This window comes from Roseateles violae (assembly GCF_030410485.1).
Taxonomy (GTDB): Bacteria; Pseudomonadota; Gammaproteobacteria; order Burkholderiales; family Burkholderiaceae_C; genus Roseateles_D; species Roseateles_D violae.
On the sequence record NZ_JAUHHC010000007.1, the window covers coordinates 87,368 to 108,727 of the forward strand.

At 68.8% G+C, this 21,360-nt stretch carries 12 protein-coding genes and 1 other RNA gene; 3 read left to right on the forward strand and 10 right to left on the reverse strand.

Going from position 1 to position 21,360, the window contains the following annotated elements; translation table 11 throughout:
• Positions 1-130: 130 nt before the first annotated feature.
• The 6 genes from rpoD to argA all read right to left on the reverse strand — a co-directional run bounded on the left by rpoD (position 131) and on the right by argA (position 9,455).
• Complete coding sequence (rpoD, locus tag QWJ38_RS22545) at positions 131-2,356, reverse strand: RNA polymerase sigma factor RpoD (RefSeq protein WP_290361389.1); 2,226 nt, start codon at positions 2,354-2,356, stop codon at positions 131-133.
• A gap of 339 nt (positions 2,357-2,695) precedes the next feature.
• Positions 2,696-4,618: a DNA primase gene (gene dnaG / locus QWJ38_RS22550; protein WP_290361390.1), complete on the reverse strand. Its 1,923-nt coding sequence runs from the start codon at positions 4,616-4,618 to the stop codon at positions 2,696-2,698.
• A gap of 14 nt (positions 4,619-4,632) precedes the next feature.
• Positions 4,633-6,900, reverse strand: a complete 2,268-nt coding sequence (locus QWJ38_RS22555; RefSeq protein ID WP_290361391.1) for a putative bifunctional diguanylate cyclase/phosphodiesterase — start codon at positions 6,898-6,900, stop codon at positions 4,633-4,635.
• 277 nt (positions 6,901-7,177) lie between these two features.
• Entirely contained in the window at positions 7,178-7,474 is a 297-nt protein-coding gene (locus QWJ38_RS22560) for an H-NS histone family protein (RefSeq protein ID WP_290361392.1), read from the reverse strand.
• 303 nt (positions 7,475-7,777) lie between these two features.
• A complete protein-coding gene (locus QWJ38_RS22565) occupies positions 7,778-8,050 on the reverse strand; it encodes an oxidative damage protection protein (protein ID WP_290361393.1) in 273 nt (90 codons plus the stop codon).
• A gap of 64 nt (positions 8,051-8,114) precedes the next feature.
• The gene (gene argA, locus QWJ38_RS22570; protein WP_290361394.1) at positions 8,115-9,455 is read right to left on the reverse strand and encodes an amino-acid N-acetyltransferase; all 1,341 of its coding nucleotides are present in this window, start codon (positions 9,453-9,455) and stop codon (positions 8,115-8,117) included.
• Between argA and hrpA the strand changes: the two genes are divergently transcribed.
• The 3 genes from hrpA to QWJ38_RS22585 all read left to right on the forward strand — a co-directional run bounded on the left by hrpA (position 9,454) and on the right by QWJ38_RS22585 (position 17,866).
• Positions 9,454-13,407, forward strand: coding sequence for an ATP-dependent RNA helicase HrpA (hrpA, locus tag QWJ38_RS22575; protein ID WP_434064022.1), 3,954 nt, complete (start codon positions 9,454-9,456; stop codon positions 13,405-13,407). The genes argA and hrpA overlap by 2 nt on opposite strands.
• Positions 13,408-13,574: 167 nt before the next feature.
• Positions 13,575-15,413, forward strand: coding sequence for a serine/threonine protein kinase (locus QWJ38_RS22580; protein ID WP_290361395.1), 1,839 nt, complete (start codon positions 13,575-13,577; stop codon positions 15,411-15,413).
• Positions 15,410-17,866, forward strand: coding sequence for a serine/threonine protein kinase (locus QWJ38_RS22585; RefSeq protein WP_290361396.1), 2,457 nt, complete (start codon positions 15,410-15,412; stop codon positions 17,864-17,866). Before QWJ38_RS22580 ends, QWJ38_RS22585 begins: the two co-directional genes overlap by 4 nt.
• Positions 17,867-17,892: 26 nt before the next feature.
• Here the strand turns inward: QWJ38_RS22585 and QWJ38_RS22590 are convergent, their stop codons facing one another.
• From QWJ38_RS22590 to QWJ38_RS22605, 4 genes are all read right to left on the reverse strand, one after another.
• Complete coding sequence (locus tag QWJ38_RS22590) at positions 17,893-18,495, reverse strand: 2-hydroxychromene-2-carboxylate isomerase (RefSeq protein ID WP_290361397.1); 603 nt, start codon at positions 18,493-18,495, stop codon at positions 17,893-17,895.
• 68 nt (positions 18,496-18,563) lie between these two features.
• Positions 18,564-19,823, reverse strand: a complete 1,260-nt coding sequence (locus QWJ38_RS22595) for a TAXI family TRAP transporter solute-binding subunit (protein WP_290361398.1) — start codon at positions 19,821-19,823, stop codon at positions 18,564-18,566.
• A gap of 150 nt (positions 19,824-19,973) precedes the next feature.
• Positions 19,974-20,070, reverse strand: an RNA gene (ffs, locus tag QWJ38_RS22600) — signal recognition particle sRNA small type.
• 147 nt (positions 20,071-20,217) lie between these two features.
• Entirely contained in the window at positions 20,218-21,342 is a 1,125-nt protein-coding gene (locus tag QWJ38_RS22605) for an AIR synthase related protein (protein ID WP_290361399.1), read from the reverse strand.
• Between the last annotated feature and the right edge of the window lie 18 nt (positions 21,343-21,360).

The window sequence follows — 21,360 nt, forward strand, 5'->3', positions numbered from 1 at the left end:
CCCGGCCTTCGTGCGCGTGTCGACGAGCTGTTTACAGATTGTCCAGATAGGTGCGCAGCTTGTGGCTTTGCCGCAAGCCGCGTTGCCGCTACGCGGCAGCTCGCTCACGCGAGCCCCGGTCCGACCCAGCTTACAGATTGTCCAGATAGGTGCGCAGCTTGTCCGAGCGGCTCGGGTGCTTGAGCTTGCGGATGGCCTTGGCCTCGATCTGGCGGATGCGCTCGCGCGTCACGTCGAACTGCTTGCCGACTTCCTCCAGCGTGTGGTCGGTCGACATCTCGATACCGAAGCGCATGCGCAGCACCTTGGCCTCCCGCGGGGTGAGGCTGTCGAGGATGTCCTTCACCACATCGCGCAGACCGGCCTGCATCGCGGCCTCGATCGGCGCGGTGTTGTTGGTGTCCTCGATGAAGTCGCCCAGATGCGAGTCGTCGTCGTCGCCGATCGGCGTTTCCATGGAGATCGGCTCCTTGGCGATCTTCATGATCTTGCGGATCTTGTCCTCGGGGATCTCCATCTTCTCGGCCAGGGTCGGCGCATCGGGCTCGAAGCCGAACTCCTGCAGATGCTGGCGCGAGATGCGGTTCATCTTGTTGATCGTCTCGATCATGTGGACCGGGATGCGGATCGTGCGTGCCTGGTCGGCGATCGAGCGCGTGATCGCCTGGCGGATCCACCAGGTCGCGTAGGTCGAGAACTTGTAGCCGCGGCGGTATTCGAACTTGTCCACCGCCTTCATCAGGCCGATATTGCCTTCCTGGATCAGGTCGAGGAACTGCAGGCCGCGGTTGGTGTACTTCTTCGCGATCGAGATCACCAGGCGCAGATTGGCCTCGATCATCTCCTTCTTCGCGTCGCGCGAGGCCTTCTCGCCCTCGTTCATCTTCTTGTTGATGTCCTTCAGGTCCTCGATCGGCACGACGGCCTTGGCCTGGATGTCGATCAGCTTCTGCTGCAGTTCCTGGATGGGCGGCAGATTGCGCGACAGCACGGCCGAGTAGGGCTTGCCGGCCGCCGCTTCCTTCTCGGCCCACTGGCGGTTCAACGCATTGGGCGGGAAGGTCTTGATGAAATGGTCCTGCGGCATGCCGCACTTGTCGACCACGATCTTGCGCAGTTCGCGCTCGTAGCGGCGCACGTCATCGACCTGCGAGCGCAGGATGTCGCACAGCTTCTCGATCGTCTTGACGGTGAAGCGGATCGTCATCAGCTCCTGGCTGATGGCGCTCTGGGCCTTGTTGTAGGAGCCCGACTTGTAACCGTCCTTCTCGAAGGCCTTGCGCATCTTGTCGAAGTTGCTCGACAGCGAATCGAGCTTGACCAGGGCCGCCGTCTTCAGCTCCTCGAGCTTCTTGGTCAGCGCCTTGGAGCCGCCATTGCCGTCGTCGTCGTCTTCCTCGTCGAACTCGTCGAAGTCTTCCTCGGCCACGTAGTCGTCGGCCTCGTCGGCGGCGACGAAGCCGTCGACGACCTCGGAGATCTGCATCTCGCCGGCGCGGATCTTGGTCGCGAATTCGAGGATGTGGGCGATCGTCGTCGGCGAGGCCGAGATGGCCAGCATCATCGCCTGCAGGCCGCCTTCGATGCGCTTGGCGATCTCGATCTCGCCTTCGCGGGTCAGCAGCTCGACCGTGCCCATCTCGCGCATATACATGCGCACCGGGTCCGTCGTGCGGCCGAATTCGGAGTCCACCGTGGACAGCGCCGCCTCGGCCGCTTCCTCGGCCTCTTCCTCGGTCGCGGTCGGCGAGGAGTTGCCCTGGATCAGCAAGGTCGCCGCGTCGGGCGCCTGCTCGTACACGGCGATGCCCATGTCGTTCAACATGGAGATGATCGCCTCAAGGATTTCCTCGTTGACCAGCTTCTCGGGCAGGTGGTCGTTGATTTCCTGGTGCGTCAGGAAGCCGCGCGTCTTGCCCATCTTGATGAGCGTCTTCAGCTCATGGCGGCGCTTGGCGGCTTCCTCTTCGGTCAGTGCGGTCTCTTCCAGGCCGAACTCGCGCATCAGCGCGCGCTCCTTGGCGCGGCTGACCTTCATGCGCAGCGGCTTGGCCTTGGGCTTGTCGACCTCGACCTCCTCGCTCTCCGCCTCGACCTCCGGCTCGCCTTCCAGATCCTCTTCCAGATCGGACAGGTCGACGTCTTCCGCTTCCGGCTTGGCCGCCTTCTTCGAAGCCGTCTCGGTGGCCGCCTTGGGCTTGCGGCCGCGCTTGGGCTTGTCCTCGCCGGTGGCTGCCGTGGCAGCCGCCTTCGGCGCCTTGGCCGTCTTGGCGGCGGCCTTGACCGTCTTGGCCGCCTTGGCGGCGGGCTTCTTGATGTCTTCGGCTTCGGCGGCAGTGGGCTTCTTGGCGGGCATGTAGATCCTCGGAGGTTTTATCGGGGCGACGACGCGGAGAGAGCGGTTTTTGATCGGCAATGCAGCAGCCACCTGGGGCCGTTTACGACGCTTTTCAAGCGGAGCTCGGCCCAGGTGGCGTTCAAAACGTCCCGCCGCCGCCGAGCGGGTCGGCGGTCTTCGGGGCGTGGCGCGTGCAAGCTGGCGTGAACGTTTGCAATTGCAAGCCTTGGCGGATAGAGGTGGCCTTGATACCGCTGTGGGTGCCCAGTGTCTGCTGGGTGGCCGGGTCCGGAAGTGCTTGCCGTCACTCTTGACGCGCGCGAAAACCCTTAATTATCGTCCAAATTCTTTAGAAGGTCAAAGTGCCGGGCTGCCGGCCGTGTTCAGCTGGCGGATCTGCTCCAGCAGACGCTTGAACTGCTCGAGCTCCTCGCCCTGCGGATTGCGGGCCGCCAGGCGCTCGCTCTGCGCCTTCAGCTCGGCCAGCCAGAGCTTGCGCAGCACCTCCTGCAGATCCTCGAAGGCCGGCTCGTCCTCGGGCCGCAGGCCGCCGCTGACGCGCTGCGCCTGTTCCAGCAGACCGTCCTCGATCAACGCCGCCTCGATGACGACCCAGGCACCCGCGCCATGGTTGACCAGATGGCGCTCCAGCCAGGCAATCAGCTCGCCATGCGGCGCCGGTAGCTCGTGCAGCAGCTGATGGTCCTCGGCACCGAGCCGTTCCCACCATGCGCTGTGCAGCAGCAGCATGCGCAGCGCATGGTCGGCCGGGCCGGCCGGCTGGCGCCGCGGCGTGCCATAGGTTTCATCGACCGGCTCGCGGCGGCGCTGCTTCCAGTCGCCGCTGGGCTTCCAGTCCTTCTTCCATTCCTTCTTGGCCCTGAGTGGCCGCGCGCCGCCGGCCTCGTCGGGCGGTGGCGGCTCGGGACCATCGTCGGGGTAGAAGCCCTCAGGTGCAGCGGCCGAGGTGGCCGCCGCCGAGGGCTTGCTGCCCAGCTGCCACAGGCCCATCAGCTCCTGCTCGGGCAGCTGCGCGCGGCGCGCCAGATCGCCCAGCACCTGGCGCTTGAGCAGGCCGGCCGGCAGCGCGCTCCACAGCGGCCGGGCATTGGCGAGCAGGCGCGCGCGGCCCTCGGCGCTGCCCAGATCGCAGCCCTCGGCTGCCGTCTCGACCAGCTGGCGCGACAGCGGCACCGCCTCGGCGACATAGCGCTCGAAGGCCTCGGCACCGAACTCGCGCACATAGGAATCCGGATCATGCTCGGGCGGCAGGAACAGGAACTTGACCGTGCGCACATCGGTCGCATGGGGCAGGGCGGCCTCCAGCGCGCGGCCGGCGGCGCGGCGCCCGGCGGCGTCGCCGTCGAAGCTGAACACCACCGACTCGGTGAAGCGGAACAGCTTCTGCACATGCTCGGCCGTGCAGGCGGTGCCCAGGGTCGCGACCGCGTTGCCGAAGCCGCTCTGCGCCAGCGCGACCACGTCCATATAGCCCTCGACCACCAGCGCATAGCCGCGTTGGCGCAGGCCGGCGCGCGCCTCGAACAAGCCGTAGAGTTCGCGGCCCTTGCTGAACACCGGCGTCTCCGGCGAGTTCAGGTACTTCGGCTCGCCCTTGTCCAGCACCCGGCCGCCGAAGCCGATGGTCTCGCCCTGCACATTGCGGATCGGGAACATGATGCGGTCGCGGAAGCGGTCGTAGCGCTTGTCCTCTTCGCCCTTGATGACCATGCCGGATTCCTCCAGCAGCGGGTCGTCGTAGGAGGGGAAGGCGCTGGCCAGGGTGCGCCAGCCCTCGGGCGAATAGCCCAGCGCGAACTGGGCGGCGATCTGGCCGGTCAGGCCGCGGCCCTTCAGATAGTCGATCGCCCGCGGGCTCTTCTTCAGCTGCGTGCGGTAATGGCTGGCGGCGCGTTCCAGCAGCTCGGTCAAGGTCGCCTGGCGCGCCTTCTGCTCCTTGGCGCGCTCGCGCTCGGCCGGCGAGCGCTCGTCCTCGGGCACCTGCATGCCGACCTGCTGGGCCAGGTCCTCGACCGCCTCGACGAAGCCGGCGCCGGTGTGCTCCATCAGGAAGCCAATCGCATTGCCATGCACGCCGCAGCCGAAGCAGTGGTAGGTCTGGCGCGTCGGGCTGACGATGAAACTGGGCGACTTCTCGCCATGGAAGGGGCACAGGCCCTTGTGGTTGATGCCGGCCTTCTTCAGCTCGACATGGCGACCCACCACCTCGACGATGTCGACGCGGGACAGCAGGTCCTGGATAAAGCCGGGTGGAATCACCCCGTCAGTCTAAGTCAGGCTTGCTCACGGCCACCCAGTTGCAGCAGCCAGGGGGAGCGGGAAAAAGCCTCGATCCAGCCCGGCACCTCGGCCGACGGCATGGCCGCCGCGATGCCATTGCCCTGGCCCAGCTGGCAGCCCAGGCGCAAGAGCGCCCGGGCATGGGCGGCCGACTCGACGCCTTCGGCGATCACGCTGCAGCCGAAGTGGCGGGCCAGACCGATCACACCCTCCACCAGGGCCATGTCCTGGGCATCGATCAGCATGTTCTGCACGAAGGAACGGTCGATCTTCAGCATGTCGACCGGCAGCTTCTTCAGATAGGTCAGGGTCGAGTAGCCGGTGCCGAAATCGTCCAGCGCGAAGCGCACGCCGAAGGCGCGGCAGCGCTGGATCAGCTGATTGCTGGCCGCCACATCGGCCAGCGCGGCCGATTCCAGCACCTCCAGGCTCAGGTGGCGGGCCACCGGCTCCTGGTGGCGGTTGATCAGCTCCTGCAGGCGCTGCGCGAAGTCGGGCATCTGCAGCTGCCGCGCGGTCACGTTGACGCTGACGGTGAGGTCGAGCCCCTGGGCCAGCCATTGTGCGCTCTGCTTCAGCGCCTGATCGATCACCCAGTCGCCGACCTGCACGGCGAGGCCGGTCTGCTCGATCAGCGGCAGGAATTGCGAGGGCGGCAGCAGGCCGCGCTCCGGATGCTGCCAGCGCAGCAGCGCCTCCATGCCCAGCACGCGGCCGGCCTGCATATCCAGCTTGGGCTGGTAGAACAGGCGCAGCTCGCCGGCGTCCAGCGCCTGCTGCATGCGCGCCAGCGCCAGCAGGCTGGCCTCGTCGCGCAGGCGCTTGGCGCTGTCGAAGAAGCGCAGGCCGTTGCGGCCGCTGTGCTTGGCCCGGTACAGCGCATGGCCGGCATGGCGCAGCAGGGTTTCCGCATCGGAGTTGTCGAGCGGGAACAGCGTCGCGCCGATGCTGGCCGTCAGTTCCAGGCTCAGCGGCTCGCCGGCCGGGCCGAGGTGGTAGCTGGCGCGCAGCACGTTCAGCAGCCGCTCCAGCGCCCGCTGCGCCTCCTCGGCATCGGCGACGCGCAGCAGCAGCGCGAACTCGTCGCCGCCCAGCCGCGCCGCCACATCCGACCATTGCGGCGCGCTGCGCAGCGCCGCGCCGAGCCGCTGGGCGACCTGGTGCAGCAGCTCGTCGCCGATCTCGCTGCCATGGCGGCTGTTGATCTGCTTGAACTGGTCCAGGTCGAGCCGGCAGATCGCGATCCGGAAGCCCTCGCGCTCGCTGGCCGCCAGCGCCTGGGTCAGCAGCCGCATCAGCTCCTGCTGGTTGGCCAGGCCGGTCAGGGCATCGAAGCGCTGCTGCTGCCGCAGCTGCTGCTGCCGGCGCGTGTCCTCGGTCAGGTCGGACACGGTGACGACACGGTAGCGCAGCGGCCCGTCCGGTTCCGGAATCGTCGCCACCGTCAGCTGCAGCACGCAGGGCGAGCGGTCGGCCCGCTCGCCGCTGACCCGGCCCTGCCAGACGCCCTGTTCCTGCAGCGCCTGCTGCAATTGCTCCGGCCGCAGGCCCGAGCGGTGCAGCACCGTCGTCAGCAGCGGCGCGGCCGGCTGGCCGAGCAGGGCCTCGCGGCTCAGACCCATGATCCGGCAATAGGCCGGATTGGCATCGAGCACGCGCAGCTGCAGATCGGTCACCAGCACGCCCTCATGCAGATGGGCGAACAGCGCGACGCTGATGCGCTGGCGCTCCTCGGCGCCATGCTGGCGCTCGACATCGGCCAGCGTGGTCAGCAGGCGCCGCACCCGACCGCCGCGGCGCTGCTGGACCCGGGCCTGCAGCTCATACCAGCGCCATTGCCCATCGGCCTGTGGCAGGCGCAGGCTGGCGCGCAGGCGGTCGCCGCCGTCCGGGGCCAGCAGGCCCTCGAAATCGGCGAGCAGGCGCTCCTGGTCCAGCGGATGCGCCAGTTCCAGCCATTGCGTCGGCCGCGCGCGGCGCGCCGCGATCGGTCCCGCCAGCGCCTGCCACAGCGGCGAGCCCTCGCCGTCGCCGCGCTCGGGCCGCCATTCGGCCGCCGCGATGCCGCAGGCGTCCAGGGTGTCATGCAGATGCCGGCGCCGGCGGCCTTGAATGCCCGCAAGCCCTTGCTGCAGCAGTATCGGAAGCAGGGCGATGCCGGCCAGTGCCGCCCAGGGCGGGGTGGCCGGCAGCATCGCCAGCCCGGTGGCGAGCCCGGCGCCGGCGAGCAGCGGCAGGCGCAGCCCGCCCAGCCGACGCAAAGCCAGAGCGGCAGGAGAGGCTGGGGCGGGGAAGGGCGTGGCGGACGGGTCCAAGGCGCAGCGATGCTAGCAGCGCGCCGGCTGCCCAACCCTCGGGCGGCCCCTTCATCTGGGGTGGACGAAAACCCGGGTGGGACTGGCAGATTCCTGGGCGCGCCGTGCGCCGGTTTTTCGATTCGACCGCTTCGAGAAATGCGGCCGAAAATGGAAAAGGCCGCCCGACGGCGGCCTTGTGCTGCAATTCATCGCCCCGGGAAACCCGCGGGGCAGCGGCGCATCAAACGTGGAAATCTTCCAGCTTGGCGCCGCCGCTAATGGCGGCCTTCAGCCATTTCGGCTGCAGGCCGCGGCCGCTCCAGGTTTCACCGGTGGCCTGGTTGCGGTACTTGACGGCGACCTTGGAGGTTTTTGCTGCCTTCGGCACACGCGCGCTCAGATCGGCGATGGTCAGGCCATATTCGGCCATCAGCGATTTGACCTTGGCGACGGCGTCGGCGCGCTCACGCTCCTTGGTTTGGGAAATCTGTTCGTCGAGCGCGGCCCTTTGGGCCAGAAGATCCTTCAGCGATGCCATCTTTGCAAATCCTCGCGATGTTTGGTTTCGACCAACTTATGACGAGCCAATTATAGGCATGTCATTCGAAAACCATCCAGCACGGGGAATGGCTGCGGATTTGGCGCAACAGTATGTGAAATCCGCCCGGGAATATTAGACGGGGATATTCTGTCAGGCGCTCGGCGGGACGTGGCCCGTTGGCCCTTGGTGTCTTCCAGCTTCGCTCACTCCGCCGGCGGGACATAGCCGCCGGTTGCTGGTGTCTTCTCACTTGCGCTGCGCGCAAATGAGCAGACCCCGCAATTCCCTCATTCGCTGCGCTCATTCGGCCGGCGGGACATAGCCCGCCGGTTGCTCGGCGCCGGCGCCGAAGAAAAACTGCTCCATCTGCCGGGCCAGATACTGGCGGGCGCGCTGGTCGGCCAGGTTCAGCCGGTTTTCATTGACCAGCATGGTCTGGTGCTTCATCCAGGCCGCCCAGGCTTCCTTGCTGACGTTCTGGTAAATGCGCTTGCCCAGTTCGCCGGGGTAGGGAGCGAAGTCCAGGCCTTCGCCTTCTTTCTTCAGATAAACACATTGGACGCTGCGGGCCATGACAAACCTCGGATATGGGTAATGAATTCAGGGGACGTGCGACGGCACGCCGGCGAAAGCCTTTTCAGGCGAGTTTTTTAACAAGGACCTGCGAGCGTCGGTCCCAGTTGTATTTGCGTTTGCGTTCCTCGGGCAGCCATTCGGGATCGACCGGCTGGAAACCGCGCTTGATGAACCAGTGCATCGTGCGCGTGGTCAGCACGAATATGCTGGACAGGCCCATCGCCTTGGCGCGCTGCTCGACGCGCTTCAATATACGGTCGCCGTCGCCCTGGCCCTGCACCTCGGCCGATACGGTCAGCGCGGCCATTTCGGCGGTGCGGGCCTCCACATAAGGGTAAAGCGCGGCGCAGCCGAATATCACGCCGTCGTGCTCGATCACCGTATAGGCCTCGACATCGCGCTCGATTTCATTGCGGTCGCGCTTGACCAGGGTGCCGTCGCGCTCGAAGGGCTCGATCAGCGCGACGATGCCGCCGACATCGTCCGGCGTGGCCTCGCGCAGGCTCTCCAGCTTCTCGTCGACGACCATGGTGCCGATGCCGTCGTGGGTGTAGACCTCCTGCAGCAGCGCGCCGTCGACGGCGAAGGGCAGGATGTGCGAGCGCTCGACGCCGGCCTCGCAGGCGCGCACGCAATGGCGCAGATAGAAGGCCGCGTCGGTCGGCTCGACGGGGCCGCTGCGGCCGGCCAGCAGGCGGCGTGCGTCGGCCAGGGTCAGCTCGGTATCGATGCCGCCGTCCGGGTCCTGCGGGTTCTCCGGCACGCCGGCGGCCTCGCAGACGAACAGCAGCTTGTCGGCCTGCAGCGCGATCGCGGTGCTGGTGGCCACGTCCTCCATCTGCAGATTGAAGGCCTCGCCGGTGGGCGAGAAGCCGAACGGCGACAGCAGCACGATGGCGCCGGTGTCGATCGCGCGCTGGATCGCCGCGCCATCGACCTTGCGCACCAGGCCGCTGTGCTGGAAATCGACGCCGTCGACGATGCCGACCGGGCGCGCGGTCAGGAAATTGCCGGAGACCACGCGCACGGTGGCATTGGCCATCGGCGTGTTCGGCAGGCCCTGCGAGAAGGCCGCCTCGATCTCGAAGCGCAGCTGGCCGGCGGCCTCCTGCGCGCAGTCCAGCGCCACCGCGTCGGTGACGCGGATGCCATGGCTGTACTGCGGCTTCTGGCCCTTGGCGGCCAGCTGCTCGTTGACCTGCGGCCTGAAGCCATGGACCAGCACGATCTTGATGCCCATCGCGTGGACGATGGCCAGGTCCTGCACGAAGGCATTCAGCTTGCCCGCCGCCACCAACTCGCCCGGCATGCCGACGACGAAGGTCTCGCCGCGGTAGGCATGGATGTACGGCGCGACCGCGCGGAACCAGGGCACGAAGGTGTGGGGAAAGACGAGACTCATGGCCGGAATTGTGCCGCAGGCTCCGGCGGCCTCGCCGGGCGCGGATAATCCGCGCCTCGTGAATTCAAAGCCGTCCTCCTCTCCGTCCTCGCCGGTGCCCGAGCGGCCGCCGCGCGGCCCCCGCGCCACCGCCGCCACTCCGGCCAACCCGCTGCCGCCGATCGACTTCCCCGAATCGCTGCCGGTCTCCAGCCGGCGCGAGGACATCGCGCGCGCGCTGGCCGAGCACCAGGTCATCATCGTCTGCGGCGAGACCGGCTCCGGCAAGACCACCCAGCTGCCCAAGATCGCGCTGGCGCTGGGCCGCGGCCGCGCCAATACCGGCAAGCTGATCGGCCACACGCAGCCGCGGCGCATCGCCGCCTCGAGTGTGGCCAAGCGCATCGCCGAGGAGCTGAAGACGCCGCTGGGCGAGGTGGTCGGCTACAAGGTGCGCTTCCAGGACCGCCTGCAGCCGGGCGCCTCGGTCAAGCTGATGACAGACGGCATTCTCTTGGCCGAGACGCAGACCGATCCGCTGCTCAAGGCCTACGACACCTTGATCATCGACGAGGCGCACGAGCGCTCGCTGAACATCGACTTCCTGCTCGGCTATCTGCGCGAGGTCTTGCCGCGCCGGCCGGACCTGAAGGTGATCGTCACCTCGGCAACCATCGATGCCGATCGCTTCGCCAAGCACTTCGAGTCGGCCAAGGGCCCGGCGCCGGTGCTGATGGTCAGCGGGCGGCTCTTCCCGGTCGAGCAGCGTTACCGACCCTTCGAGGAATCGCGCGAGTACGACCTCAACGACGCGATCGGCGACGCGGTCGACGAGCTCTGGCGCGAGGGCCCCGGCGACGTGCTGGTCTTCCTGCCCGGCGAGCGCGAGATCCGCGAGGCGGCCGAGCATCTGCGCAAGCACCATCCGCCCGGCGTCGAGGTGCTGCCGCTGTTCGCGCGCCTGTCGCAGCAGGAGCAGGATCGCGTCTTCGAGCCGCACGGCGCGCGCCGCATCGTGCTGGCGACGAACGTCGCCGAGACCTCGCTGACGGTGCCGGGCATCCGCTATGTGATCGACCCGGGCCTGGCGCGGGTCAAGCGCTACAGCTACCGCAACAAGGTCGAGCAGCTGCAGATCGAGCCGATCGCGCAATCGGCCGCCAACCAGCGCGCCGGCCGCTGCGGCCGGGTCAGCAACGGCATCTGCATCCGCCTCTACGACGAAAAGGATTTCAACGAGCGGCCGAAGTTCACCGATCCCGAGATCCTGCGCAGCTCGCTGGCCGGCGTGATCCTGCGCATGAAGGCGCTGCACCTGGGCCAGGTCGACGAGTTCCCCTTCATCGAGGCGCCGCCAAGGAAGGCGATCGCCGACGGCTACCAGCTGCTGGCCGAGCTCGGCGCGGTCGACGAGCTGAACGAGCTGACGGCCATGGGCAAGGAGCTGTCGAAGCTGCCGCTGGACCCCAGAGTCGGCCGGATGATCCTGGAGGCCAAGTCGCGCGAGGCGCTGGCCGAGGTGCTGATCATCGCCAGCGCGCTGTCCGGTCAGGACGTGCGCGACCGGCCGCTGGAGCAGCAGCAGGCGGCCGACGAGAAGCACAAGAAGTTCGACGACGAGAAGTCGGAGTTCATCGGCTATCTGAAGCTGTGGAAATGGCTGGGCGAGAGCCGTGGCGGTGACGGTGAGCACAAGCTCAGCAATCGCCGCCATGAACAGCTTCTGCGCGAGAACTTCGTCAGCCCGCGCCGGGTGCGCGAATGGCGCGACATCTACTCGCAGCTGCACACCGTCGTCGCCGAGCATGGCTGGCGCCTGAACGGCAGCCCCGCGACCTACGAGCAGATCCACCTGTCGATGCTGGCCGGCCTGCTGGGCAATATCGGTCTGAAGAGCGACGAGGACGACTGGTACCTGGGCGCGCGCGGCATCAAGTTCTGGCGCCATCCGGGCGCGCATCTGAGCAAGAAGCCGGGCCGCTGGATCGTCGCTGCCGAGCTGGTCGACACCACCCGCCTGTTCGGCCGCGGCATCGCCAACATCGAGCCGCAGTGGCTGCCGACGATCGCCGGCCATCTGCTGAAGACCCAGCTGGCCGAGCCGCATTGGGAGAAGAAGGCGGCCGAGGTGATCGCGCTGGAACGCGCGACCTTGTACGGCATCGTCGTCTACAGCAATCGGCGGGTGAACTTCGGCAAGATCGAGCCGCGCGCCGCGCGCGAGATCTTCATCCGCGAGGCCCTGGTCAATGGCGAGTGGGAGACCAAGCTGCCCTTCCTGGCCCACAACCAGAAGCAGATCGCCAAGGTCGAGGAGCTGGAGCACAAATCGCGCCGCCAGGACGTGCTGGTCGACGACGAGCTGATCCATGCCTTCTACGAGAGCCAGCTGCCGGCCGACATCGTCTCCGGCGCCACGTTCGAGAAGTGGTACCGCCAGGCCAGCAAGGCCGAGCCCAAGCTCTTATTCCTGACGCGCGACGAGCTGATGCGCCACGAGGCGGCAGGGATCACCAGCAATGCCTTCCCGAAGACGATACGTCTGGGCGGCGTCGACTGCTCGGCCTCCTATCTGCACGAGCCCGGTGATGTGCGCGACGGCCTGAGCGTCACCGTGCCGATCTATGCCTTGAACCAGGTCAGCGAGGAGCGCTGCGAATGGCTGGTGCCGGGCATGCTGGAGGCCAAGGTGACGGCGCTCTTGAAGAGCCTGCACCAGAAGCCGCGCGCGCGCCTGGTGCCGCTGCCGGATTTCGTCGCCGAGTTCGTCGAACTCAATCCCTTTGCCCAGGGCAGCCTCATCGAGGTGCTGCTGAAGGCGGTGCGCGAGCGCACCCAGCTTGCGATCCAGAAGAACGACTTCAAGCTCGAACAGCTGCCGGCGCATCTGTTCATGAACGTCCGGGTCGTCGACGAGCATGGCCGTCAGCTGGGCCTGTCGCGCAATCTGGCGGCACTGAAGGCCGAACTGGGCGGCCAGGCCCGCTCGGCCTTCCAGGCGCTGGCCGCGCTGAAGCTGCCGACGGCGGCTGCATCTGCGCCAGCACCCGCGCCCGCGCCGGTCGCGCCAGGTGGCATCCGCGCCGAGATCGTCCAGAAGCCGCCTAAGCCGGCGGCCGACGCCGCCGCGCGCTATACGGCCTGGAGCTTCGGCGAGCTGCCCGAGCTGATGGAGGTCAGGAAGGGCGGCCAGACCCTGATCGGCTTCCCGGCGCTGATCGACCGCGGCACGCATGTGGAGATCGAGGTGTTCGACGAGCCCGAACTGGCCGCCGCCAGGCACCGGCTGGGCCTGCGCCGGCTGCTCGCGCTGCAGCTGAAGGAGCCGCTCAAGTACCTGGAGAAGAACATCCCCGATCTGCAGAAGATGTCCGTGCTGTTCATGGGCCTGGGCACGGCCGAGGAGCTGCGCGAGCAGATCATCGGCGTCGCGCTGGACCGCGCCTTCCTGGCCGATCCGCTGCCGCAGGACGAGTTCGCCTTCAAGGCGCGCATCGAGGAGGGCCGCAGTCGGCTCAATCTGATCGCCCAGGAGGTCGCGCGGCAGACCGGCATCGTGCTGGCCGAGTATGCGGCGGCGGCGCGCAAGCTGAAGGATGCGCGGGCGCCCAAGGAAGTCGCCGAGGACATCGCGGCCCAGCTGGCCCGGCTGATGACCAAGCACTTCGTCAGCGCGACGCCCTGGTCGCAGCTGCAGCATCTGCCGCGCTATCTGAAGGCCATCACCGCGCGCTTGGACAAGCTGCGCGCCGATCCGGCGCGCGATGCCAAGCTGATGAGCGAGCTCAGGCCGCTGGAGCAGCGCTTCCAGCGCCGCCTGGTCGAACTGAAGGGCGCGCAGGACGCGCGCCTGGCCGACTTCCGCTGGCAGCTGGAGGAGTTGCGCGTCAGCCTGTTTGCCCAGGAACTGCGCACGCCGCAGCCGGTCAGCGTGAAGCGCTTAGACAAGGTATGGGCTCAGCTGCTCGGCTGATGAACTGAACGGCGCCAAAGCTTGCTGCCGGCTGTCGGCGGGCCCGCCGCAATCGGAAATCCCGGGTGAATACCGCACAGTTCCCGGCAATGCGGCGGCGCCAAATTGTGTCAAATAGGTACAAACTGAATTCCCCCATTTCCCGGCCCCGTTCGCCAGCCTTCTCCGTGCCTGACGCTCATCTGTCCGCCGATCAAACCCCGCATGCCGGCAGCGCCGCCGGGGTGCCGTTGCGCATGTTCGGCCGCTTCGAGTTGCGTGCCTTGCTGAACAAGAGCACGCGCGGCATGCTGTGGCTGGTGCGCGATCCGCGCCTGGGCCAGGAGCTGATGCTCTGCCTGCCGCGGCAGGCGCCGAACAGCGCGCAGGCGATGGAGCATTGGCAGCGCACGGCGCAGGCCGTGGCCCGCATCCAGCATCCGAACATCGCGCCGGTTGTGGAGATCGGCCAGGTCGAGCAATGGCCCTTCGTCGCCTACGAGCGTTCGCTCGGCGAGACCCTGGACGAGCGCCTGGCGCGCCAGGCCGCGCCGCTGCCGCTGGAGGCGGCCGACTGGATCGCCCAATATCTGGAAGGCCTGGCCTTCGCTCATGAGGCCGGCCATGCGCATCGCGATGTGCAATGCGCGAGCCTGATCATCAATGCCGCCAACCAGGTCCGCGTGCTGGGCCTGGAGGTGGCGCAGGAGATCGTCCCGAGCAGCAGCGACTTCAGCACGGTGACGCGCCGCGCGCTGCGCGAGGCGGCCGAGGAAGACCTGCTGGGCGTCGGCCTGGTCCTGCACCGCATCCTGGGCGGCCGGCCGGTGCTGGATCAGCCGGATCTGCAGCTGGCCATGCAGCAGATGCAGCCGCTGGGCCGCGAACTGGTGCGCCTGGGCTGGGAGACGCCGCATCCGATCCCCGATCCGCTGCGCGCGATCGGCAACCGCGCGACCGCCTCACAGCCGCGCCAGCGCTATCACATCGCCCGCAGCTTCCTACGCGCGCTGGAGGGCTGGCGCCTGTCGGCCGCGCAGGATGACGGCGGCCCGATCCCGATCCTGATGGACAAGCTGCAGCGCATCGGCCATCTGCCGATGGCCGGCACCGGCCTGGCGCGGCTGCTGCAGTCCTCGGGCCTGGAGACCCAGCATGGCAGCCTGCTGTCGGAGCTGGTGCTGAAGGACATGGCGCTCAGCCTGGAGCTGCTGCGCCGCGTCAACAATTCGCTCAAGCAGCAGGGCGCGCCGGTCGACGGCACCGTGCTGAACATGCAGCGGGCGATCGCGATGCTGGGCCTGAACGGGGTCGAGGCGGCGGCGCGCGCGCTGAAGCCCTGGCCCGGCCCGCTGAACGAGATCGCCGCGGCGCTGCTGGGCAGTCTGATGAAGCGGGTGCAGCGCGCCGGCCAGATCGCGCAGGCGCTGCGCCCGGCCGGCTACGACGCCGAGGTTGTCTACCTCATTGCGCTGATGCAGAACCTGGGCCGGCTGCTGGTGCAGTACCACTTCCCCGACGATGCGCAGCAGATCCGCCAGCTGATGCAAGCGCCCGAGCCGACGGCCGAGCAGCCGAACCCGCGCGGCCTGTCCGAGCAGGCGGCCGCCTATGCGGTGCTGGGCTGCGATCTGGATGCGCTGGGCGTGGCGGTGGCGCGCTACTGGAGCCTGGGCGACGAACTGCTGCACATGATCCGCCGCCAGCCGCCCGATGCGGCGGTGCGCGGCGCCGACAACGATGCCGATCTGTTGCGCCTGACTTGCAGCCTGGCCAATGAACTGGTCGACGCGCTGGGCCTGCCCGAAAACAAGCGCCAGGCCGGTATCGAGCTGGCGACGCGCCGCTATGCGCGCAATCTGGGCCTGGGCCTGCGCGAGGTCTACCAAGCGCTGCAGGCGCCGGCCGGCGAGGCCGGCGCGTCCGCCGAGCCGGGCCAGCCGACCTCCTCGGCCCAGCCCTCGGCGCTGCGCGGCAAGGCGATGGCCGCCAAGCCCGACGCGGCCGACGAGGCGGGTGGCCGATGAGCTTGCGCGGCAAGACGCAGGGCGGCGACGCGGCAGCGGGCCGCATGCCGCTGCCGCCGCCCGATGTCGGCCGCTTCCGGCTGTTGAAGAGCCTGGGCGAGGGCGCGCAGGCGACCGTCTGGCTGGCGCATGACCCGCGGCTCGATCGCGAGGTCGCCGTCAAGCTGCTGAAACCCGGCACCGACCGCCAGGCGGTCGACGAATGGCTGCACGAGGCGCGCCTGGTCAGCCGGCTGACGCATCCGAACATCGTGCCGGTCTTCGAGGCCGATACGCACAACGGCCAGTCCTATCTGGTCTTCGAGTACGTGCCCGGCGGCACCCTGGCCGAGCGCCTGCGCGAACGCCGCCAGCTGCCGGCGCGCGAGGCGGTGGAGCTGATGCTGGGCGTGCTGGACGGCCTGCAGGCGGCCCAGCAGGCCGGCGTCGTCCACCGCGACCTGAAGCCCAGCAACATCCTGCTCGACGCCAAGGGCCGCCCCCGCGTGATGGACTTCGGCATTGCCGCGCGCATGGCGCAGGGCGGCGATGCGGCGCGGCCGCAGCGCATCGTCGGCACGCCCGGCTATATCTCACCCGAGGCGGCGCGCGGCGAGGCGCCCAGCGCGGCGATGGATGTGGTCGCCTGCGCGATCATGCTGGCCGAGATGCTCAGCGGCAAACGGATGAACCAGGATCCGGATCCCTGGCGCGCGGTGCGCCGCGTGCTCGAGCAGGATCTGATCCTGCCCTCGGGCCTGGCCGCCGATGTGGACGATGCGCTGCGCGGCCTGATCCAGCGCGGGCTGGCGCGCGATCTCGCGCAGCGCTGGGCGAGCGCCAAGGCCTTCCACGACGCGCTGGCCGCCTGGCTGCATCCCGCCCACGAGCCCACGCCCGAGGTGGCCGACGGCGCGACCCTGGAATTCCTGCTGCGGCGGATGCGCCACAAGAGCGATTTCCCGGCCATGTCCGAGGCGGTCGGCCGCATCCAGCGGCTGACGCACTCGGAGAGCGAGAGCATCAGCGGCCTGTCCAACGAGATCCTCAAGGACGTGGCGCTGACGCACAAGCTCTTGCGCCTGGTGAACACGGTGCAGTTCAGCCATGCCGGCGGCGGCAGCATCAGCACCGTCTCGCGTGCGGTGGCCCTGGTCGGCTTTGCCGGCATCCGCAATCTGGCGCTCTCGCTGATCCTGCTCGAGCGCATGGAGAACAAGGCCCATGCGCAGCAGCTGCGCGAGGAATTCCTGCGCTCGCTGATGGCGGCCTCGCTGGCGCGCGAGCTGTGCACGAATCCGCGCGAGAACGAGGAAGCCTTCCTGTGCGCGATGTTCCACAACCTGGGCCGCGCGCTGACCGAGTTCTACTTCCCCGAGGAAGCGCAACAGATCCGCCGCATCACGCGGCCCGAGCGTGCCGCCAGCGGCGACAAGCCGGCGCCGCCGCTGAGCGAGGCGGCCGCCTCGGCCCAGGTGCTGGGCATGAGCTATGAGCAGCTGGGCCTGGGCGTGGCCAAGCAATGGGGGCTGCCGCAGAGCCTGCAGCGCAGCATGTGCCGCCCCGAGGGCGAGCCGCCGAGCCGCCCGCCGGATACGCCGGCCGAGCGCATGCGCTGGCTGGCCCGCGCGGCCAACGACGTGGCCGATGTGATCCTGCAGGCCACGCCGGTCGAGGCGCATGCGCGCATGCGCGCGATGGGCCAGCGCTATGCGCGCACCCTGGGCGTCAGCGGCGAGGCCTTCGATGCCGCGGCCGACCAGGCGCGCCAGCGCCTGGCGCAGATGGCGCAGGCGATGGACATCACCCTGCCCAAGGATTCGCCGGCGCAGCGCCTGCTGGCGCCGCTGGAGCCCTCGGCCAGCGATTCGCTGTCGCCGCACCAGCTGCAGGCCACCCAGGTGTTCGAGCCGACGCAGGTCCTCAGCGAGCAGCAGATCAGCCGCGAGCAGGCGGCCGAGACCCTGGCCGCCGGCATCCAGGACATCACCGACGCGATGGTCGAGAACTTCAAGCTCAATGAAGTGCTGCGCATGATCCTGGAGACGATCTACCGCGGCCTGGGCTTCCGCCGCGTGGTCTTCTGCCTGCGCGACCCCAAGACCGACACGCTGACCGGCCGCTTCGGCCTGGGCCAGGACGTCGAGGCGGTCGTGCCGCTGTTCAAGGTGCCGCTGAAGAGCTCGCCGGGCGGCCAGGCCGATCTGTTCACCGCGGTCTGCCAGAAGGGCGTGGACACCCTGATCGCCGATGCCTCGATCGCCAAGATTGCCGAGCGCCTGCCGGCCTGGTTCCTGGGCCCGCCGAAGGCCGTCACCTTCCTGCTGCTGCCGATGCAGTTGCGCGGCGCCTCCTTCGCAATGATCTATGCCGACAAGACCGAGGCCGGTGCGATCGATCTGGGCGAGAAGGAACTGTCGCTGCTGCGCACGCTGCGCAACCAAGCGGTGATGGCCTTCAAGCAGGCCAGCTGAGCCTGCCGCCTCAATCGATCAATCAATCAATAGGTGCCGGCGTCCAGCCAGCGCTCCAGCAGCGGCAGGCGGTCATTGCCCCAGAAACGCTCGCCTTCGACGATGAAGAAGGGCGAGCCGAACACGCCGCGCGCCTCGGCCATGTCGATCTCGGCCTTCAGCCGCGCGCGCGTCGCGCTGTCGCCGGCGACGCTGGCCACGTCGTCGGGCGTCATCTGCAGCGGGCAGCACAGCTGCTGCAGCACCTCGAGCTGAGCGATATTGCGGTCCTCGACGAAATAGGCCTTGAACACCGCCTGCGCAAAGGCCCGGCTCTGTTGCGGATCGCGGTCGTTGAACCAGTAGAACAGCCGGGCCGCCAGCTCTGTGTGCAGGCCCAGCGAAGAGGGCGCCTTGTACGGCAGCTTCATGAAGCTCGCCACCCGCTCGACGTCGCGGCGGATGTAGTCGCTGCGCATCACGCTGCTGGGGATGCGGATGCGCTCCAGCGACTGGAAGTTGGCGTCAAGCACGATCGCATGCCAGTTGACCGTGCGCTGGTAGCGCGCGCCCAGCGCGTCGATGGCCCCGGCGGCGAAATAGCCATAGGGCGAGGCGAAGTCGAAATAGAAATCGATCGGGCCGGACATGCGCTGCTCCCTCCATCGTCGACGCCATGGCGGCGTGGACAAATTGTAGGGGTGTCGCCCGCCGCCGCTCAGGCGCGAGCGGCGCGGCAAGCGGCGCGCGCCTGCTTCAGCGAATCGGCGTAGGGGCGGCCGGCCGGCCGCGCGATCTCCGGCCGCACGGCCGACCAGTTCAGGGCATCGACATCGCGCAGCGCCGGCAGCGCGGCGCACAGACGTCCCATTGCCTGCGCCGCCAGCCGCTCGCGCTCGGCCGCCGTGCCGCCGGCCACCAGCAGGAAACTGCTCAGGCCCAGGCCGCCATCGGCCAAGCGGCTGTAGCCGGGCGGAGGCGGGCGCCCCTGCAGCGACAGCGCACGCAAGGTGCCGCTGCCTGCGGCGGCGGCGGCGTCCACCGTCAGGTCCGAAGCCCTCACGCGAAACAGCGCATCGACCTCACGGCCCAGCAGCGCGATCAACGCCTCGTCGTCGGCCATCTGGCGCTGCATGGGCCGGGCCGCCGCCCGCCGGCCGGACAGCGCGCGCATCAGATGAGCGGCGGTCTGCGCATCCCCGGCGGCCGGGCCGGTATCGATCACGGCCTGGTCCAGATCCCGCAGCCCGCGCAGCGAGGAGTCGGCCCGCACCCAGATCTGCAGCGGCTCGGTAAACAGCGGCGCGACCAGGCGCGTGCCGGCCAGCGCGCGCGTGCGCGGCAGCGCCCGCAGCGCATCCTGCCGCAGCAGGGCCAGCCGGGCCGGACCGGGGGCGGCCAGTTGCGCATTGACGCGCGGCTGCGCCTCGCGCAGGTCGAGCAGCGGCAGTGGAGCCAGGGCCTGGATCAGCGCCAGCCCGGGCTCCACCCGGGCCGGCTTGGGGGCGGGTGGCGGTGGTGGCGGTGGTGGCAGTGCTGGCGCTGGCAGCGTTGGCATGGCGAGCTGCGGCGCGCTGGCTCCGGTCTCCGCTTGCTGCGGCTGCTGCCGGTCGCTGAGCCACCACCAGCCGGCCGCGGCCAGCGCCGCGCCGCCCAGTGCACCGATCAGCGCCGGCCATAGATAGCGGCCGATCGCGCTGCCGCGGACCGGGGCGGGCGCCGGCATCGCGTGGTCCACGGCCGGCCTTGCGGCCTGCGCGGCGCGAGCGGATGGTGGCGGCGCGGGAGCCGGTTGCGCCGCCGCATCGGGCTCGCGCGCCTGGGCGGCAACACGCTCCAGCGCCGCCTGCACGCCGTTCAGCCAGTCCTGATCGCCGGGCGGCGCGCGCTTGGGCCCACCATCACCCTGGGCGGCGGTGGCGCTTCGCGTGGAATCCGGCCTTTTCCTTGGCGCCGGGCGGTCTGCGGGCTGGGCCATCGGCAACATGCTCTCGAGCAGTCGGACTGCCTCCATCCTGCGCCTTTTGTGCGCCGGAAGGCGTGAGCAATTGGAACGAGCGCATGTAGGCGGCGCGGAAGGCGCAGCGGAACGCGAAAGGGGAGAAGGGAGAAAAGGCGGGGGAGGGAGGTTGACGAGCCTGACCCCGGCACTGGTTGCAACGGTTGGGGCTGCTTCGTTCCCGACCTGACCCGGTTGGCCGCGCTTCCATGCGAGGAGGCCCGTCAGGCGGGATTATAGCCCCCGGCCCAGGATTGCCTGGTCCGCCCCTCGAGGGGCGCCGATCGATGCCGGGCTTACCCGGCATCGACATCGGCTTGAGTCGCCCTTGGGAGCGGCCCGGCAGGCGACTCAGGTCAAATGCGGACGTGCATCAGCGCAGCTGCAGGTCGTCGTCGTTGAAGCGGATGCCCAGCGGTTCGATCAGCAGCTGCTTTTCGCCGTCCTCGAGCGCGCCGGCGACCCAGGCGTCGATGCCGCAGGCCTTCGCGACCTCGACGGTGCGGGCGGCGTCGGCGGCCGGCACGAAGATGGCGAAGCCGGCGCCCATGTTCAGGGTCGAGTAGGCCTCGCGGTCGTCCTGCTTGGCCTGCTGCTGCATGAACTTGAGCACCGGCGTCACCGGCGGCACCGTGTGGATGCGGTAGGTGAAGCGGCCCGGATGGCGCAAGAGCTTGCGCCAGCCATGGCCGGTGATGTTGGCGCAGTAATGCGGCTGGATGCCGGCCTTGTAGAGCGCCTCGGTGACCGGCGAATACAGGACGGTGGGCGCCAACAGCGCCTCGCCATAGGAGAGGCCCGGCGCTATCTCGGTCAGATAGCCCTGGGGCAGACGCTCGACCAGCTTGCGCGCCAGGCTCAGGCCATTGGCGTGGATGCCGCTGGAGGCCAGCAGCACGATGGCATCGCCGGCACCCAGCTTGTCGCCGACCGAGAGCCGCTCCTTCGGGTTGATCAGACCGGTGCAGGAGGCGGCCAGATCGATGCGGCCCTCCTCGACGATGCCGGCCAGCGCCGGCGTTTCGCCGCCGCCCCAGGCGACCTGGCAGGTGTCGCAGGCCTTCTTCCAGCCGGCGACGAGCTCCTGCGCGCGCTGCTTGTCGCCGAACCAGTCCGAGCCGCCGGCGGCCCAGTAGGCCTGCACGACCAGCGGCGTCGCGCCGACGGTGATCAGGTCGTTGATCGCCATCGCGATGGTGTCCTGCGCGATGCCGGCGTAAAAGCTCCTGCCGGTCAGCTTGCTCATCTCGTCGGCGACCAGGGTCTTGGTGCCCAGGCATTCGACGATGGAAGCGATGTAGAACGGCCCCACGTCGACCACATAGGCCGACTCGCCGCGCGAGGCCAGCACCTCGCTGAAGCCATGGGCGCCCAGGTGGGCGCCGGTAGCGGCCGCGGCGCGCTGGGCCGAGATCTTGAGCGGATCGATCAGGTCGTAGTTGACCCCGGCTTGCTCGTAGCTGAGGGTGTCGGAAGAGGAGGGGGCGTGGGTGCTCATGGCCGCGGATTATCGTTC